Source organism: Burkholderia sp. WSM2232 (assembly GCF_000472545.1).
In the GTDB taxonomy this organism is placed as follows: Bacteria; Pseudomonadota; Gammaproteobacteria; order Burkholderiales; family Burkholderiaceae; genus Paraburkholderia.
In genome coordinates this window covers 53365-66983 of the sequence record NZ_AWZV01000023.1, presented here as the reverse complement: position 1 = coordinate 66983, position 13619 = coordinate 53365, and the positions used below count along the sequence as shown (strand labels likewise).

10 protein-coding genes are annotated in these 13619 nt (G+C 58.2%); 6 read left to right on the top strand and 4 right to left on the bottom strand.

Features of this window, described 5'->3' with window-relative positions:
• Positions 1-26: 26 nt before the first annotated feature.
• Positions 27-1637, bottom strand: coding sequence for a hypothetical protein (locus F757_RS0121020; protein WP_027213115.1), 1611 nt, complete (start codon positions 1635-1637; stop codon positions 27-29).
• A 634-nt stretch (positions 1638-2271) separates the two neighbouring features.
• Between F757_RS0121020 and F757_RS0121015 the strand changes: the two genes are divergently transcribed.
• From F757_RS0121015 to F757_RS0120990, 5 genes are all read left to right on the top strand, one after another.
• Positions 2272-3693, top strand: a complete 1422-nt coding sequence (locus tag F757_RS0121015; protein ID WP_027213114.1) for a UbiA family prenyltransferase — start codon at positions 2272-2274, stop codon at positions 3691-3693.
• Between the two features lie 1081 nt (positions 3694-4774).
• Positions 4775-5560 carry a gamma-glutamyl-gamma-aminobutyrate hydrolase family protein gene (locus tag F757_RS0121005; RefSeq protein ID WP_027213113.1) on the top strand — a complete coding sequence of 262 codons (786 nt, stop codon included), beginning with the start codon at positions 4775-4777 and terminating at the stop codon, positions 5558-5560.
• 36 nt (positions 5561-5596) lie between these two features.
• Complete coding sequence (locus F757_RS0121000; RefSeq protein WP_027213112.1) at positions 5597-6931, top strand: glutamine synthetase family protein; 1335 nt, start codon at positions 5597-5599, stop codon at positions 6929-6931.
• 29 nt (positions 6932-6960) lie between these two features.
• Positions 6961-8397, top strand: a complete 1437-nt coding sequence (locus F757_RS0120995) for an aspartate aminotransferase family protein (protein ID WP_027213111.1) — start codon at positions 6961-6963, stop codon at positions 8395-8397.
• Positions 8398-8597: 200 nt separating this feature from the next.
• A complete protein-coding gene (locus tag F757_RS0120990) occupies positions 8598-9059 on the top strand; it encodes a TerB family tellurite resistance protein (protein WP_027213110.1) in 462 nt (153 codons plus the stop codon).
• Here the strand turns inward: F757_RS0120990 and F757_RS0120985 are convergent.
• A complete protein-coding gene (locus F757_RS0120985; protein ID WP_027213109.1) occupies positions 9032-9913 on the bottom strand; it encodes a LysR family transcriptional regulator in 882 nt (293 codons plus the stop codon). The two genes, F757_RS0120990 and F757_RS0120985, sit on opposite strands and share 28 nt — an antisense overlap.
• Before the next feature lie 132 nt (positions 9914-10045).
• Between F757_RS0120985 and F757_RS0120980 the strand changes: the two genes are divergently transcribed.
• Positions 10046-10810, top strand: coding sequence for a TerC family protein (locus F757_RS0120980; RefSeq protein ID WP_027213108.1), 765 nt, complete (start codon positions 10046-10048; stop codon positions 10808-10810).
• 78 nt (positions 10811-10888) lie between these two features.
• Here F757_RS0120980 and F757_RS0120975 read toward each other — a convergent pair whose 3' ends face one another.
• Entirely contained in the window at positions 10889-11416 is a 528-nt protein-coding gene (locus F757_RS0120975) for a hypothetical protein (RefSeq protein ID WP_027213107.1), read from the bottom strand.
• Positions 11417-11490: 74 nt separating this feature from the next.
• Positions 11491-12165, bottom strand: a complete 675-nt coding sequence (locus tag F757_RS33910; RefSeq protein WP_051376836.1) for a response regulator transcription factor — start codon at positions 12163-12165, stop codon at positions 11491-11493.
• Between the last annotated feature and the right edge of the window lie 1454 nt (positions 12166-13619).

Below are 13619 nucleotides of genomic sequence, written 5' to 3'. Positions count from 1 at the left end.
AGACGACGCGCCGTGGCCCAAACGGGCTACTTCGTCATGGTCATCAATTCGTCGAAATTCACACCGCATCCATTCCACGAAGGCGCGCCGTTTGCCGCCATATTGAAGTTGTCGTCTCGCAAATCAAACTGCCAGTTCATTGCAGAAGCAGACAAGGCAAGCGGGCGTTGACCGCACATATCCAGAACGGAGGCCACGGCGTTTCTATAGTGGTTCTGCTTCAATACCATGTAGCCCGCCAGACTTCCTGCCGCCAGCAACGAGTTGAGCAGCGCCAGAGCAATTATCGAGCGGAAGAGTCTTCGGCTGTTGGAGAAAGCGGCTGAACTCAGGAAAGGAGCCGCGTAAAGCATGGGAACATAGCGCGCCCACCACGATTGAGGATGTACCAGCACGATCGCCAGCGTGGCCAGCAGATAAATCTTTGCGACGCTTGCGCCTTTCTTGTTCCCTAACGCTGCCGCAACGCCAAGTACTAGCATTACGCCAAAGAACGGACCAAATCCGGCGAAGCGGGTATCTGCTGTGTGGAGAACGATAAACGCCTCACGTAGATGCCTTATCGATGGCACGAAGATCGGCTCCGCTGCCGCGCAAGAACTGCAGTTACTCGGTATGGAGAAATACGACAGAACGAGCCTGTGCAACGGATTCATGGCAAGAAAATGCGGCGACGCCTGGCCCGATATGACGTCTATTCTGTCCTTGCCAAGAATCGGATAGAAGACGTGCTTGCCGGCGGATAGATTCTGCAGGTAAGGCGAATAGCCTAGAGTCATGACGGCCACGCCTGACCAGAGAGCAATATGAGCAAACACCTTCCATTGTCTTCGCAGAAATCCATTCCTGTTCTGTTGCACAAGCGCCGCACCCACAACAACTAGTATGGAAACGCCAGCGAACACTGGACCAGTCATCTTGGAGCCAATCAGAAGTGCAAGTGCGGCACCTAACTGGATTGCGGAATACGGCCTGTTCCCGACTGCAAATATGAGCTGGACCGAGAAAATGGTCCAGCAATAATAATGCGCTGCATCCACATAAAGCGTCGTGATCTGTCCTAACGCGACCGGACTATAGACGCACGCTAACGCTGCGGTGAATGCCGTCTTTCCCGAGTGTCCCGCGCTTCGGAACACCTGCATCAGGCAAACCAACGCAGGAACGCTCAGCAGAAAAGTGAAGGACTTTCCGCTGTTGAAGCGAGTAGTAAGGACGCGGGCGGTATATGCGAAGAATTCAAAGGCCTTCGGGTAGTGCTCTGCCCAGAACATTCCGCCTATCTCGTACGAGCCTGTCTGCCCGCTGTTGCGCTGATCTAATGCGAGAGCGACGGCGCTATGGTAGTTCAAGCCATCGTAACTGAACTCCCGCAGCAATCCACAGGCGAATAGCACGACGGCGATAAAGGCTACCACCAGCAGCGCCGTGCGCCAGTCGGCGCGAGATATATAACCGTGGAACGCGATTGCCGCCAGAATGGCCAGCCCGAGCACCGCCTTCCAGAACGGAGCATGCCAACCGGTGTTGTAGAGCACCGCAGCATATAGAGACGACGCAAACACGAATACGACAACGTGATCGCAGAATTGGGGCCACGAAATCCGTTCAATGGCGTTTCTCACCGGTGTCGACATGAATGGCCCTCCTGCTGCTAAACGACGTTCGTGCTCCTGGCTCGGTCGGCTGGTCCGCAGAACGCCGCTTCCTTCATATAAAACCTGCATGGGCGAGCCGCGAGACGCGTATGTTTCAGTTCCTTTTCCATGAGGCTTCAAACTCGGGCGCCTTCACAATTGGCGAACTTCCTTCTCTCGATTCCGGCTGGTGCGAAGAGGCACCTGAAACCATACCGCCGAGGCATTAACCGGATGGCGCGTCTTCGGAGAAACCATAACCGCCCCGATCAGCCTCGAAATCCGCTTTAAAAAGCGTCGGGTCTATTTTGAAAGCACAATGAAATCAGAGGAATTTCTCGCGGCCTGCACGATCCGCAACTCGACACATAGTAGCCTGCTTTCAAGCCGGACGACGCTGCAAATAGATAAGAAACTAACTTTTTCATCCGTCGATGGCTCTCTCGTGAAAGGTGATTAATCAGCGTTCAATCGCGCTTCAGGCGAAATCAGCCACGACCTCCCTTCCCCGCGCCAATGATCTCTCATCGACTTTCGATTAAAAAAACCTGTGCTAGCTTAAATACGGTGCGTCGCGACGCATGGTGTCAGGGCTGCAGCAATGAACTTCGGTCGGCAACCGTTGAGGCTAATGATGGCTGGTGCAACTGTCCCTCTTTGCGTGGATCTGGATGGCACATTGACCCATAGCGATATTTTGATCGAATCGTTCCTGGTACTGATCAAAAAGAACCCGCTCTACGTTTTCCTTTGCGTAGCATGGATATTGCGCGGCAAGGGATACCTGAAAGCCCAGATCGCCGCGCGCGTCGCAATCGATGTGTCTTTGCTTCCCTATAACGCCCGCCTGGTCGATTTCTTGCGGCATGAACGGTCCAGCGGCCGCGATTTATATCTGTGTACCGCCGGTGATCACCGGTATGCCGATCAGGTTGCTTCGCACTTCGGATTTTTCAAAGGTGTAATGGCAAGCGACGCCTCGCACAATCTTTCCGGCGTGCACAAGGCGCAGGCATTGTCCTCTGCGTTTGGCATACAAGGCTTCGATTACTGCGGCAATGCACGCGCCGATATTCCCGTCTGGAAGCTGGCGCGCCAGGCGATTGTGGTAGGAAGCAAGAGCATTGAGGCGGCGGCCAAAAAGGAAAATCAAACAACTGTCTTTTTCGAGGAGTCCCGTCCGTTCCTACGGCTCGCGCTTAGGGAAATGCGGGTGTATCAGTGGGTGAAGAATCTTCTGATCTTTGTGCCGTTGCTCGCGTCCCACCGTTTCACTCAAGTAGGCACTCTCATCGACGAGGGCATCGCATTCCTTTCGTTCTGCCTTTGCGCATCGTCGGTGTACCTGTTGAACGACATGCTGGATCTTGACGCAGACAGGCGGCACAGCCGAAAGCGCGCTCGCCCTTTTGCATCAGGTGAACTGCCGCTTCTCGCAGGCATCATCCTGATGCTAGTGCTGTTATCCGTGTCGGCAAGCCTTGCTGTCATGTTGACGCCTGCGTTCCAACTCGTGCTGACGGGCTACGTCGCGATGACGATGGCCTATTCCTTTCGCCTGAAGCGAATGACGTTGATTGACGCGTTCGTGCTCGCCGCGCTCTATACGGCACGTATTGTGGCAGGCGGAGCGGCCGGCGACATTGTGCTTTCCGACTGGCTCATCATGTTCTCGGTCATGATTTTTCTCAGTCTCGCGATGGTCAAGCGCTATACGGAACTCGACAAAGTCCGGCGGGAGGGCAAGACAGCGGCAGCAGGTCGAGGCTATCTGGCGGACGATATGAGCATCGTGCGGTCGTTTGGAACGGCTGCAGGATACGTTGCGGTGCTCGTGCTCGCGCTCTACATGAACTCCGATGGTGTGACCGTGCTATATCGCCACCCTCATTGGCTCTGGGTTCTGTTTGCCCTGCTCCTTTATTGGATCAGCCGCGTATGGATGATCGCCTTCAGGGGACAGATGAATGACGACCCGATCGTCTTCGCTATCAAAAACCGGGGGAGCCTGTTCATCATCATGTTGTGTGTCCTGACTGTGGTCGTTGCGACCTGACACAAGACGCGGCGCAGAGAGCAGATACGCGCGCAATTATTCAGCTTCCTGCCTTTCGGTCACTCATGCACGAGTGCGGTCGTTCGCTGACTCCAAGCACGATTGCTCGGCACCGGGAGGCATTTATCAGAAGTGCAACCGTGAACAACGGGCATTTTTGGCAGAATTGATCAGTTTCCGTTGTAAATCAAAAATTTATATCATCCAGCAACGACCCGAAAATGCCGACGGCGCACAACACAGAAACCTCGAACGATGCACTACGCAAAAGCCGGCCCCATGTGACGACCTCATACCAGACGCCCTCGGGAAAGTCCGCAGCGATATCCGCTCACAAAACAATTTGACGGCATGACCGACTCGTATATGCTGGTAACAGGCGATCGTGAAACCGGCGTCGGAACGAAAACACACATCGTGTTTTGCGGCGCAGCGAATCCGGTTCGCAGCGGGTAACACGATCATCCAGACAGACTGCTTCCGTGCATGCCCCCATGCAATGCAGCAGCCGGTTCAACATGTTCAACGTCGCTAATCGAGTGTCATCGTGAGAGTCCGTGGCCCTTTGGTGAGATGGAACCGCAGTCAGGCGAGCTGTCCTCGCGCTGACGGCGCCATCGCCAACGGCAGCAGCGGCAGCCTTGCGTTCCGCCGCTTTCTGTCCGTCTTCACAATCCTGTCCCGGCGTTCAGTTCGACGTCACAACTCTGTCTCGGCGCGCGCCTTCATCGCGGTGCGCACAGACGAAGTCGCGTCGCTGTTGCCCTAGCGCCTCCCTACTGTTTGCCGTTCGATCCACCCGTCTGCCAGAACATACTCGCCTGAGGCGAGGGTTGGCGCGCGTGCGCGTTTGCCTGACCTCGATCCGTCTGGCACGCGCGCGCCCTGCTGCCTACCGTCGCGGGCGGCATCGAACTGCGCATCGGATCATGACGCGCGGCGCGTTCCGTTGACGGCGACCTCCTGCCCTGCCTCGGTGGCCTGACGCGGCGCCTGCGGCGGCACACTTCGCACGCGCAGCGCCCGCCGGTTCAAAGCCTTTCCTGCCGCATTTGTGGCTGGACAAACACAACGGTTCGTTATGCAAAATAAACCTCTGGTCGGCATCACCGCCGATAGAACGACGATAGGAAAGCACCCATCCCACCTGGTCGGCGAAAAGTACATCGCAGCGATCGTGGACGGCGCGAAGGCGCTGGCCATGCTGCTGCCTGCCCTCGGCGAGCGTCAGCCGGCGGATGACGTGCTGGCCGCAGTGGACGGCCTGCTCTTTACCGGCAGCTACTCGAATGTCGAGCCGTATCGCTACGGTGGCGAGCCCGACGAACCCGGCGCGCTCTACGACGCGGCTCGCGACGCAACCACGCTGCCCCTGCTGCATGCCGCGATCAGGGCCGGCGTACCCGTGCTCGCCATCTGCCGGGGGCTCCAGGAAATGAACGTCGTATTTGGTGGCACGTTGCATCAAAGCGTTCATGCGGTGCCTGGCTTGCACGACCATCGCGAGAACAACGAAGACAGCCTCGAGCTGCAATATGCACCCGCTCATCGCATCTCGCTCACTCAAGGCGGCTTATTGCAACGCCTTGCAGGGGGCGCAGACGAAGCACGTGTGAACTCGTTGCACGACCAGGGCGTGGCGCAGCTTGGTGAGGGCCTCGCGATCGAAGCCCGCGCGCCCGATGGACTGATCGAAGCGGTCAGCGTCAGAAACGCGCGCGGTTTCGCACTGGGCGTGCAGTGGCATCCCGAGTGGAAGCATGCGGGCGATGCACTCTCCAGCGCGATTTTTAGTGCATTCGGCGATGCCTGCCGCGAGCGGATGCGCGGCAAGGCCGGCTATGTCGTGGCACCTGCCACTGCTTGACCCGAACAGTAGTGCAACGAAATAGAGAGAAAGATCATGCATCACATCGACGATTTTCTGAAGAAGAACCACGTCACCGAAATTGAGGCGATCATTCCAGACATGGCCGGAATTGCGCGTGGCAAAATCATTCCGCGCAGCAAGTTCGAGTCGGGCGAATCCATGCGCTTGCCGCAGGCCGTGATGATTCAGACCGTCACAGGCGACTATCCGGACGACGGTACGCTAACCGGCGTCACGGATCCAGACATGGTGTGCGTTCCCGATTCCACCACGATCCGGATGATCCCGTGGGCTGTCGACCCCACGGCCCAGGTGATCCACGATTGCGTGCATTTCGACGGCACGCCCGTCGCGATTTCACCGCGCCGTGTGTTGCGCCGCGTGCTCGAGTTGTACCGCGCGAAGGGTTGGAAGCCGGTCATTGCGCCGGAGCTGGAGTTCTACCTGGTCGATATGAACAAGGACCCCGACCTGCCCTTGCAACCGCCGATCGGCCGCACCGGTCGTCCCGAGACGGGACGTCAGTCGTATTCGATAGAAGCCGTGAACGAGTTCGACCCGCTCTTCGAAGACATCTACGAGTACTGCGAGGTGCAGGAACTCGAGGTAGATACACTGATTCATGAGGTGGGCGCCGCGCAGATGGAGATCAACTTCATGCATGGTGATCCGCTGAAGCTTGCGGACAGCGTCTTCCTTTTCAAGCGCACGGTGCGTGAAGCCGCATTGCGTCACAAGATGTACGCGACTTTCATGGCCAAGCCAATGGAAGGCGAACCCGGGTCGGCCATGCACATGCATCAGAGCCTCGTAGATGAAGAAACCGGCCACAATCTTTTCACGGCTGCGGACGGCAAGCCGACGTCGATCTTCACGAGCTATATAGCCGGCCTGCAGAAATACACGCCTGCGTTGATGCCGATTTTCGCGCCGTATATCAACTCATATCGGCGACTGTCGCGCTTCATGGCCGCACCTATCAACGTAGCCTGGGGTTACGACAACCGCACCGTAGGTTTTCGCATTCCGCATTCGGGGCCTGCGGCGCGGCGCATAGAAAACCGCATTCCTGGCGTGGATTGCAACCCTTATCTGGCGATTGCGGCGACACTCGCGGCCGGTTATCTCGGCATCACACAAAGGCTCGAAGCCACTGAACCGCTGCTGAGCGACGGCTATGAATTGCCCTATCAATTGCCCCGCAACCTCGAGGAAGGCCTCACGCTAATGGGTGCATGCGAGCCCATTGCGGAAGTGCTCGGCGAAAAGTTCGTGAGAGCCTACCTCGCTTTGAAAGAGACCGAATACGAGGCGTTTTTCCGCGTAATCAGTTCGTGGGAACGCCGGCATTTGCTATTGCACGTCTAAATGCAAACAGAAACAACCCGGAGAGCAGAATGAGCTACCAAACGGAAGAAATCGCCTATGTGCAACCGGCGCAATCTGCCGCGAGCGCGGCCCCCGCACCGCAACGCAGTACCGCGGAATATCGCGCACTCGACGCTGCGCACCACATTCACCCCTTTTCGGATATGGGCTCGCTCAATCGCAGCGGCAGCCGCGTGATCGTGAAAGCGCAGGGTGTATATCTGTGGGACTCGGAAGGCAACAAGATCATCGACGGCATGGCGGGCCTCTGGTGCGTGAACGTCGGATATGGGCGCAAAGAACTCGCCGATGCGGCCTACCGGCAGATGCAGGAATTGCCCTACTACAACACCTTCTTCAAGACCACTCATCCGCCGATTATCGAGCTGTCGGCGCTGCTTGCCGAACTTGCGCCGGAACCGTTCAAGCACTTTTTCTACTGCAACAGCGGTTCCGAAGGTAACGACACGGTGCTGCGCATCGTCCATCAATATTGGGCCACGCAGCGCAAGCATTCGAAAAAAGTGGTGATCTCGCGCCGGAACAGCTACCACGGCTCCACGATCGCGGGTGCCACGCTCGGCGGTATGGGCTACATGCATGAGCAAATGCCGTCAAAGGTCGAGAATGTTGTCCATATCGACCAGCCGTATTTCTTCGGTGAAGCTGCAAGCGGCGAGACGCCCGAAGAGTTCGCCCTCGCTCGTGCGCAGCAACTGGAAGCAAAGATCCTGGAAACAGGCGCTGAAAACGTAGCCGCGTTCATTGGCGAGCCGTTCCAGGGCGCGGGCGGCGTCATCTTCCCGGCGTCGACATACTGGCCGGAAATTCAGCGTATCTGCCGCAAATACGATGTTCTGCTGGTTGCCGACGAAGTTATCGGCGGCTTTGGGCGCACGGGAGAATGGTTCGCTCACCAGCACTTCGGCTTCGAACCCGATCTCATCACGCTGGCTAAGGGGCTGACGAGCGGCTACGTACCAATGGGCGCGGTCGGCCTGCACGATCGTATCGCGACCGCGATTATCGACAACGGCGAATTCAACCACGGCCTTACCTACTCCGGCCATCCGGTCGCAGCAGCCGTGGCGGTAGCGAACCTCAGGTTGCTGCGAGACGAGAAAATCGTCGAGCGAGTCAGACTGGACACGGGGCCCTACTTCCAGAAGCAACTGCGCGAAGCCTTCTCGGATCATCCGATTGTGGGTGAGATTGCCGGCGCCGGGCTGGTCGCCGGAATTCAGCTTGCGCAACAACCTTCGTCGCGAAAACGCTTTGTGAATGGGAGTGATGTCGGCACCCTTTGCCGCGACTTCTGCTTCAACGGCAACCTGATCATGCGCGCGACTGGCGACCGTATGCTGCTGTCGCCGCCGCTGGTTATCAGCAGGCAGGAAATCGACGAGATCGTCGCGAAGGCAAAAATGGCCGTCGACGCCACTGCACAACAACTGGGCATGTTGTAACGGTTCGCGCGCCCCGGCAATGCGCGCAGCGGCGCAATGCGCGTCTTGCCGGTTATTCTGCAACCGCGTGTCCGATCGCACCGCGCGGAGATTCGGATTTTCCGAAGCGTAGCTTCGCCATTAACAGGTTTATCCGATACCGATGTTGCCGCAGACTGGGTTGTCGTCAATACGGACATCTTCCGCGAAAGGACCCGATCATGCGAACCTATCCGCGTAACAGTAAAGAAGCAGCAGCACGTATCGTCGCGCTGGCCCTCACCTCGGACGGCTACGTATGCAGCTCCGAAGAACGGGCGCTCGAAAAGCTGAACATAGCCGGCGAACTCGGCCTTGCGCCCGCGCAGTTCGCCGGCATCGTGCAGGCGCTTTGCGAGGACCGTTCAATTGCGCAGCTGTCGTGCACGCCTCCCATGGGTTGTCTCGACACCGCGCTGCTCGCCGCGCTGATCGACGAAATCGACGACCCCGCGCTGCGCCGCAAGGTCGTTCGCCTATGCGTCGCGGTAACCGTCGCCGACGACTACCTCGCGGACGGTGAAATCGCGCTGCTCGCGGCCGTCTTTGACGCATGGGGACACGAACTGAGGCCCGCCACGAGTCGTCATGGACTGCCGTCGCAAGTGTTGCGGGACTACGAGCGCGCGGTGGCGAGCACCTGAGACGCCAGCGTGTGATGCTGGCCGCGGCGCGAGCGGATGGCGTGTATCTCTTCGATCACCCCCTCCGCGCGTCCAAGCCGACGCAAGCCGCGCAACAGCGACAGATCTTCAGCACCGAGTTCCGCAAGTGGAAAAACGCCGAGGCCGCGCGCGGCGAAAACCGCCATCAGCGCGCTGTCTTCGAACTCGCCGACAACGCGTGGCCGGATGCCCTGCGAATCGAACCAGCGGTCAAGCCGCCCGCGCAACGCGGCATGCCGCGTAGGCAACAGCACAGGAATCTCGGCGAGGCACTGCGGAAAGCCGGCTCGCGCCGACCTGCGCACGATCTCGGCCGGACCGTACCAGTCGACCGGTGCGCCCACGAGCCGCTGGCTCAGTACGCGCAGGTCGGAATTGTGCGGCGCAGGCTGGCACGCAAGCACCAGATCGAGCCGATGCAACGCGAGTTCGGACAACAACTGTGCGGGCTCGCCCTCGTGGCACAGCAGCCTGAGCGACGGCGTGCCGAGCACCGGCGCAAGAAGTGCGTGAGCCGCGAGCTTCGAGATGCCGTCGGACAGACCGACAGCAAGCCGGGCCACGTCCTCGCCGCCTGCTTCGCGCATGTCGTCGAGCAACGCCTCGCCAAGCTGGAAGATCTGCTCCGCGCGGCTGAATGCCGCCTCGCCGGCCTCGGTCATCGTCACGCCTCGTCCGGCCGGTTTCAATAGCTGCCGCCCGATGGATTTTTCGAGCTCTCGCACCTGCGCGCTGATGGTCTGAACCGCCATGTCTAGCCGCTCGGCGGCGCGTGCAAAGCCGCCCTCCTTTACGACGATCCAGAAATAGTACAAGTGCCGGTAGTTGAGCATAGTGCGGTCCACGGAAGTCAGGTTCGAAAAAACCAGAATGTTGGTCAGTTTAACACCGGTTTATACGATACGCGCCATGCGCGATCATGGGCGCTATTGTCTGGCCTATTCCACCCATTCACTCACGAACTCATGGACACTCTGCTCGCACTCGCTGCCGACCCCGCCGCATGGGTCGCGCTCCTCACGCTGGTCGTGATGGAAATCGTGCTCGGTATCGACAATCTCATCTTCATCTCGATCCTCACCAACAAGCTGCCGCGAGCACAGCGCGCTCGTACGCAGCGCCTTGGCATCATGCTCGCGCTTGTATTGCGACTGGGGCTTCTCGGTACGGTCGCCTGGATCGCACAATTGACCACCCCTGCAATCGCGCTGTTCGGCCACGCATTCTCATGGCGCGACCTGATCCTGCTCGGCGGCGGTCTCTTCCTGGTATGGAAGGCGACGCGTGAAATGCACCATCACGTGGTGCATGCCTCCGGCAATGAGGAACGCGGCGCAGCAAGCAGCGCTGTGCAATTGACGGTGGCGGGTGCGATAGGCCAGATCCTGTTGCTCGACCTCGTGTTTTCGATCGACAGCATCATCACGGCCGTCGGCATGACCGACCACGTGCCGATCATGTTCGTTGCGGTGATCAGCGCGGTCATGGCCATGCTGTTCGCCGCGCGCCCGCTTTCGCAATTCATCGACCGCAATCCGACTATCGTCACGCTGGCCTTGAGCTTCCTGCTCGTGATTGGCATGACGCTGATCGCCGAGGGCTTCGGATCGCATGTGCCGAAGGCTTACATCTATGTGGCGATGGCATTCTCGGCGTTCGTCGAAGCGATGAACATGTTGACCCGGCGAAGGACCCCAAAGCCGCATAGGGCAACTGAGAGGAACGACTGAGCCACCGCAGCGCCGTTTGCACTTTTCATGATGTCGCCGGCGAGGTGGTCGCGATGTGTCCACCCGCCGGCAACACCATTACTTCTGCTGAGGCCTCAACCAGAAATAAGCGCTGTAGTCGATTACCTGGACCGTGTTGACCTGGTACGACGTGAGTCCACCGGGTTCGTCCTGCAAAGGTGTGCCAAGCATGGTCCGCGGCTGCGGATTCAGTACCTTCTGGACGCTGGTCCGGTTATCCGGGTACTGGATTCGAATGGTATGGGTCACCGTACTCGCCGGGCGCCGACTGACGACCACCACCTCGGCACCGACCTCCCGCGCCTGAGCAAGCGCGTCGCTGCGCCAGGATGTGAGCTCTGTCCACCGGAACCGCGACGTGCCGATCAGACGAAAGTGGAGGTCGCCAAGGTGTCTGCGCTCCGCTTCGATGTCATTCCTGACAAGCAGATCGATCCCATTGCGCGGCGCTTCGGGACTGCGCGAGACGTCCTGCGTACTGTTCGTGGCCGTGAAGTGCTCGGCAAACGGATTTGAAAAAAGGTCTGAGCATCCGGTTATGCCCAATGCGACGACCGGCAAAGTGAATTTGCCCAGTACCCTCATGATGGAACTCCTTGCAGTCAAAATCGCGCGCCCCCTACGGTACTTGCTTACTGAACGTCGGAATAACCGGGTCTTCAATTCGATACCCCGCGCACAGTGTTTCGCAGCCCCGCAAGCAGTGAGAGGTCCTCCTCGGAGATCGCCCTGAACAACCCCGCGTCGCACGAAATGCCAAGTTTGGACATCGCGCTCGACTTATGAGTGCTGATAGTCTGCTTGGCGCGGGACCGCTTTTTCGCAATCTCATTGACTTTGTTGCCGGACAAAAGCAGTTGCAATACCTCGATTTCACGGTAAGACAGCGGCGTTGGCGTACCGTGTAGCTGCGCATGCGCCTCGGTGGCCGAAGCCAACTGCGGCGACAGGTACGTGCCCCCCCGGAAAGCGGACTGAATGGCAATTCCCAGGTGGTGGGTAATATCGTTCTTGCCCACGAGAGCGTGGATTCCGCAGCAAGACAGCGTTGACAGATACGCGGCATTGCTATTGCACGAATGCAGAACAACGCCCTTTTCCGGATGTCTGTCGCGCATGAGGCAGATCAAAGGGCGCCAGTCGTCATAATCGGGTGCCGGGGCACTCGTGTCGGTGACTAGCACGTCGAAGAAGACTTCGCTCGACAGGCGCAGCGCACTGGTACAGTTGTTAGCGGTGCCCACCAGTTCCACCTCCTCCATACGTTCGATGATGGCCTGCATACCAATTAACAGAACCGGATGTCTGTCAGCGCAGATAACCTTGATGCACATGAGGATCGTTCGTAACAGGGTTGATCGGTTTCGCGGCTGATCACACCGAAGAGAAACGGTGCGCTCAGGCCCCGCGACAAGCATATTTCTCATTCAAATTCCTCTCAATCGGACACGTACGGTTCTTGCATCGGTCGAGCACAATGAGATCAGTTCAATGAATGGCAGTCCATGCATTCGTGGTAGCTTGACCGCAAAACGAAATCAGCCGTGGCCATTAGAAAGCTCTACTGATCATTGAGCGGTCACCTCGAAAAAAAGAGAGCCGCTGAGAGCGGCTCTAAAAGCAAGGCACTGTCGAGATATCAGTGCCTTGCCGGCACGGAAGAGGCGTAGAGGGGTCGCCTACCACTTCCGCACCGGTCGCACTCTTTGCAATGTCACCGATCTGGGAACCGGTAGCAGTAGCATCGAATCAGGAAAGTCTGATGCACCACGACTGTTCGCAATGGCTGCCCGGACGAACGTCAGATCGCGCAAATCGTCGCACCCGTCGACATGGAGAAGGACGATACAGGTTCCGAAACACGCAATCAATCGGACAGGTACGGAACTATCGCCAATACCAAAGCAGTACGATTCGTGAATGAAATGTCCAGCACGGGGCACAGCGAACAGCGCGTACACCGCACTGAATTCATCAGGTAATGCGAGGACAAACCAATGCCATACAGACGGCAGGTTTCGTAATGAACCTTTCGAATCTTCGCGCATGTGTTAAGTGAATCCATTCGCGTCGTGGCTTGCGCTGTTGCGCTCCTGTTTAGGACTCTTTTGATCAATACCATTTGCCGCACGATTGCCTATTGACGAGGCAGATAAAGAGCAATTACCATTCGGTCCATCTGAACTGCCGGAGATTTCTGTGAACACCGATGCGAGTTGTAGTTGGTCCTGTACCAACTTGACTGCACTCTGAGATGTAACGCAGAACTCTGCGTCGCATCCAGAGCAGCAGGATGCGGCGCTTCTCGCCCCTTCCGGGCAAATTCCCCGCCTTTAAATCGAACAGCACGCCACCCGACGTGATGCGTTTGCGCGCCATTCGCGTAGCGCACGTACTCGCGACGAACACGTGTGGCCGGCCATTCGATTCACCCCGGCCAGAGTTGCCACTTAACCGACACGAGGGCTTTCCCGCGTCGTCGCTTGCGCTCGCCCGCAACAGCGCCTGAGCATTTCTGCTCGTCGCGTTGCGCGACCTGCGTTGCGGCGCGCGACGGCTGCCTGCCTCGTGGTGGATAACTTTGTCCAGGGCCGTGCCGCGCTGCATGCGTGGCTTCAATTCTGCAAGTTACTCTAGCAAGGAGGGACACGTCTCGAGCGTTGTGTCGAACGTCAGACGCAGACCGGATTTCGTGGCCATCATTCGGAACACTGACTTCGATTAGTCCGTGATCAGATGTGTCTGATAAGGAGTACGACTCATTGCAGCGGAATCTTTGATCCGCTGC

Bases quoted from the DNA above. Each gene is read 5' to 3' on its own strand.
- F757_RS0121020 (WP_027213115.1), bottom strand. From the start codon at position 1,637: ATGTCGACACCGGTGAGAAACGCCATTGAACGGATTTCGTGGCCCCAA.
- F757_RS0121015 (WP_027213114.1), top strand. From the start codon at position 2,272: ATGGCTGGTGCAACTGTCCCTCTTTGCGTGGATCTGGATGGCACATTG.
- F757_RS0121005 (WP_027213113.1), top strand. From the start codon at position 4,775: ATGCAAAATAAACCTCTGGTCGGCATCACCGCCGATAGAACGACGATA.
- F757_RS0121000 (WP_027213112.1), top strand. From the start codon at position 5,597: ATGCATCACATCGACGATTTTCTGAAGAAGAACCACGTCACCGAAATT.
- F757_RS0120995 (WP_027213111.1), top strand. From the start codon at position 6,961: ATGAGCTACCAAACGGAAGAAATCGCCTATGTGCAACCGGCGCAATCT.
- F757_RS0120990 (WP_027213110.1), top strand. From the start codon at position 8,598: ATGCGAACCTATCCGCGTAACAGTAAAGAAGCAGCAGCACGTATCGTC.
- F757_RS0120985 (WP_027213109.1), bottom strand. From the start codon at position 9,913: ATGCTCAACTACCGGCACTTGTACTATTTCTGGATCGTCGTAAAGGAG.
- F757_RS0120980 (WP_027213108.1), top strand. From the start codon at position 10,046: ATGGACACTCTGCTCGCACTCGCTGCCGACCCCGCCGCATGGGTCGCG.
- F757_RS0120975 (WP_027213107.1), bottom strand. From the start codon at position 11,416: ATGAGGGTACTGGGCAAATTCACTTTGCCGGTCGTCGCATTGGGCATA.
- F757_RS33910 (WP_051376836.1), bottom strand. From the start codon at position 12,165: ATGTGCATCAAGGTTATCTGCGCTGACAGACATCCGGTTCTGTTAATT.